We start from the raw sequence: 3,769 nt of genomic DNA, 5'->3' as shown, positions 1-3,769 counted from the left end.
TTTCGCTCGACCATCTTGATCTGGTCGTCGCCGGCGACGCGGGCGAATTCGTCGGGATCGAACTTGCCGTCGCGAGTGCGGCAGCCGAAATAGCCCGAGCCGATCTCCCAGATCAGGTCGCCGCCGTTCTCGCGATGATACGGGCTGACGCCGCCTTCGCCGGTGTCGTGGGCGAACTGGCCCTTTTTGGCGCCGGCATTGAGGGCACGGATCGCGTTCGGGCTGAGCGCGCCGAAGCTCATCGCCGAGATATTGAACACCGAGGCCGAATACGGCTTCGCGCACTCCGGCCCGCCGATCTGGATGCGGAACGCCTCGTCGGCGTGCGGCCGCGGCGCCACCGAATGATTCAGCCATTCGTAGCCGTCGGCGTAGACGTCTTCCTGAGTCCCGAACGGCCGCTTGTCGAGCACCATCTTGGCGCGCTGATACACCAGCGCGCGGGTATCGCGGCTGAACGGCTTGCCGTCCTTCTCGCTCTCGAAGAAATACTGCCGCATCTCCGGACGGATTTCCTCGAGCAGAAACCGTAAGTGCGCCGAGATCGGATAGTTGCGCAGCACCGCATGGTTCTTCTGCACCAGATCCCAGATACCCAGCAGCGTCAGCGCGCTCGGCAATTCCCACTGCTCGGTTGAGCGAAACACCCTATATGAATCTTGCACTGCAAAAGTTGTTCCAGCTCAAAGCAGCAACTTCGTGCGACGAGAACGAGGAACCCGCATGACAATTTCGTACTCCGCCGACAACGATGCTTCAGGTGTGCTGGGCCGCTTGGCCGCATTGTTGCCTGAACGGTTTCGCTCGGGCGGAGCGGTGGTGCCGGTGGTGCGGCTGTCGGGCACGATCGGCGCGGTGACGCCGCTGCGGCCGGGCCTGACGCTGGCGGGCGTCGCCAAGCTGCTCGACCGGGCGTTTGCGACCAAGGGTGCCAAGGCGGTGGCGCTGGCGATCAACTCGCCCGGCGGCTCGCCGGTGCAGTCGCGGCTGATCTATCTGCGCATCCGGGCGCTGGCGGCCGAGAAGAAGCTGCCGGTCTATGCCTTCGTCGAGGACGTCGCGGCGTCTGGCGGCTACATGATCGCCTGTGCGGCCGACGAGATCTATTGCGACCCGTCGTCGATCGTCGGCTCGATCGGCGTGGTCGGCGGCACGTTTGGGTTTACCGAGCTGATCAAGAAGATCGGCGTCGAGCGCCGGCTTTACACCGCCGGCGAGCACAAGGCGCAGCTCGATCCGTTCCTGCCCGAGGACCCAGAGGACGTCGCACGCATCAAGGCGCTGCAGCGGGAGATCCACGCGCTGTTCATCTCGCTGGTCAAGGACAGCCGCGGCACAAAGCTGAAGGGCGAGGAGAGCAAGCTGTTCAGCGGCGAATATTGGGCCGGCGCGACCTCGGTGGCGCTCGGTCTGTCGGATGCGATCGGCGACCTCCGATCGGTGTTGCGCGCTAAATTCGGCGACAAGGTCCGCACTCCGGTGATCGCGCCGCCGTCCGGCCTGCTGGCGAACTTCCGCAAATCCGCCGGCGGCGCGGCTGCGCTGGGAGACATGGCGGGACTGCCCGAGGCACTGATTTCGGCGCTGGAGGAGCGCGCGATCTGGTCGAAATACGGCTTTTAGAAGGGCGCGGCCGCGCCATCCCGCCAGCGTGAATTGCCGGTGAGCGGCACTTAGGCGAATATACGAGGGGCTGACCGATTCTGATGAGGTTCGACCTATGCCGCCGCTGCTCGTCTTCGCCGGAGCGCTTGCCGGAATCGCCATGGTTCGCTGGGCTTTCCGCACCGCCGGCCGGATCAATCAGGAACTCGACGACGCCCGGGCGCGGATGTTCGCCGAGCCGGTGCCGATCGAGATTCCGACGTTGCGCCAGGATCCGGTGACCGGCGCCTACCGTCCGAACTGATCTAGCGGATATTGCGCAGGTCGCCGCCGAGCAGCGGCGCCACCGCGAGCACTATCATCATCGCGCTGACCATCTGAAATGCCGTCATGTGCCCCTCCATCCCTGCGGCGCGTCTTCGCGCAGTCGCGAGGCGATGGTGAACGGTCAATTCCTAACGAATTTAAACTTTTACCGAATGGCTTGATTCGCCGGTTACCGATTTCTTAACGGGCCGGCCGCGCCTTGATTTGGCGTCCCCCCGCCGATACGGTCCGCCGCTCTTTCCATCCCCCTCTTTGCGCCGAAGCCGATCATGGACCCGATTCCTCCGCACATGCGCCCGGAACGCTCGTTCCAGGGCCTGATCCTGACGCTGCAGCGGTTCTGGGCCGACTACGGCTGCGTGATCCTGCAGCCCTACGACATGGAAGTCGGCGCCGGCACCTTCCATCCGGCCACCACGCTGCGGGCGCTCGGCCCGAGGCGCTGGAATGCCGCTTACGTGCAGCCGTCGCGCCGGCCCAAGGACGGCCGCTACGGCGAGAACCCCAACCGGCTGCAGCACTACTACCAGTTCCAGGTGATCCTGAAGCCGTCGCCGCCGGACATCCAGGACCTCTATTTGAAGTCACTGAAGGCGATCGGCGTCGACGCCGCGCTGCACGACATCCGCTTCGTCGAGGACGACTGGGAGAGCCCGACGCTGGGCGCCTGGGGCCTCGGCTGGGAGTGCTGGTGCGACGGCATGGAAGTCAGCCAGTTCACCTACTTCCAGCAGGTCGCCGGCGTCGAATGCGCGCCGGTGGCGGGCGAGCTGACTTACGGCCTCGAGCGGCTGGCGATGTACGTCCAGGGCATCGACCGCGTCTACGACCTCAACTTCAACGGCCGCGACGGCGTCGATAAAGTCACCTACGGCGACGTCTTCCTGCAGGCCGAGAAGGAATACTCGAAGCACAATTTCGAGGTCGCCGACACCGACATGCTGGTCGAGCAGTTCAAGATGGCCGAAGCCGCCTGCAAGAAATATCTCGACGCCGGCTGGGTGATGTCTGCCGATGGCGCCAAACGCGAAGCCCACGCCATGGCGCTCCCCGCCTACGACCAGTGCATCAAAGCCAGCCACGTCTTCAATTTGCTCGACGCGCGCGGAGTCATTTCCGTGACGGAGCGCCAAAGCTACATCCTGCGCGTCCGCGAACTGGCGAAGGCCTGTGGCGAGGCGTGGGTGCATACGGAAGCGGGAAGGGCGGAGTAATAGGAAGCGCCTCTGCTCCCCTCCCCCTTGCGGGGAGGGGTCGGGGGTGGGGGTCCACGGATGCTGAGTTCAACGTTTGGATCGCCAGCGATGACCACAGATCGCCAGCGTCACTTCGCGCACACGATGCGCCGGAATCCGACCGATGCCGAGCGCGTGCTGTGGCAGCGCTTGCGGCACGACGTCGTGCTGGCAAACTCACACTTCCGCCGGCAAGCATCGATCGGCCCGTACATCGTCGACTTCGCCAGCCGCGGCGCCAGGCTGGTAATCGAACTCGATGGCGGTCAGCACGATGAGCAGCGCGACGCGGATGCGGCGCGCACCCGTCAGATCGAAGCGCTCGGCTATCGCGTGCTTCGCTTCTGGAACAACGATGTGCTCGGCAATCTCGAAGGTGTGCTCACCGAGATTCAGTCCGCGTTGCCCCCCACCCCCGACCCCTCCCCGCAAGGGGGAGGGGAGCCACAACAGCGCGCTCCCCGCAAGCCGCGTAGTCCGCGTAGTCGCGGTCGGGAGGCGAACTGATGAAATCTCATTGCAGGCTTCGCGACGGTGAAGTCAGTCTTTTTCCTAGGCACTGCGCCTTCTCCCCTCCCCCTTGCGGGGAGGGGTCGGGGGTG

The 3,769-nt window shown here is 64.9% G+C and carries 5 protein-coding genes; 4 read left to right on the top strand and 1 reads right to left on the bottom strand.

The window, feature by feature from the left end; genetic code table 11:
- On the bottom strand, window positions 1-647 hold a 647-nt coding region (locus I5M_RS11380; RefSeq protein WP_244431976.1), incomplete at its 3' end, for a glutamate synthase-related protein.
- Between the two features lie 76 nt (window positions 648-723).
- Here I5M_RS11380 and I5M_RS11375 point away from each other — a divergent pair.
- The 4 genes from I5M_RS11375 to I5M_RS11355 all read left to right on the top strand — a co-directional run bounded on the left by I5M_RS11375 (window position 724) and on the right by I5M_RS11355 (window position 3,674).
- Window positions 724-1,623 carry a S49 family peptidase gene (locus I5M_RS11375; RefSeq protein ID WP_022721519.1) on the top strand — a complete coding sequence of 300 codons (900 nt, stop codon included), beginning with the start codon at window positions 724-726 and terminating at the stop codon, window positions 1,621-1,623.
- 97 nt (window positions 1,624-1,720) lie between these two features.
- Window positions 1,721-1,909, top strand: a complete 189-nt coding sequence (locus tag I5M_RS11370; protein ID WP_022721518.1) for a hypothetical protein — start codon at window positions 1,721-1,723, stop codon at window positions 1,907-1,909.
- Between the two features lie 292 nt (window positions 1,910-2,201).
- Entirely contained in the window at window positions 2,202-3,146 is a 945-nt protein-coding gene (locus tag I5M_RS11360) for a glycine--tRNA ligase subunit alpha (protein WP_022721516.1), read from the top strand.
- 90 nt (window positions 3,147-3,236) lie between these two features.
- Complete coding sequence (locus I5M_RS11355) at window positions 3,237-3,674, top strand: endonuclease domain-containing protein (RefSeq protein WP_022721515.1); 438 nt, start codon at window positions 3,237-3,239, stop codon at window positions 3,672-3,674.
- The last annotated feature ends 95 nt before the right edge of the window (window positions 3,675-3,769 follow it).

Origin of the sequence: Rhodopseudomonas sp. B29 (assembly GCF_000333455.1) — a bacterium.
Taxonomy (GTDB): Bacteria; Pseudomonadota; Alphaproteobacteria; order Rhizobiales; family Xanthobacteraceae; genus Rhodopseudomonas.
Note: the sequence above shows the minus strand (reverse complement) of the source record. Positions and strands in the feature narration are given on the sequence as shown.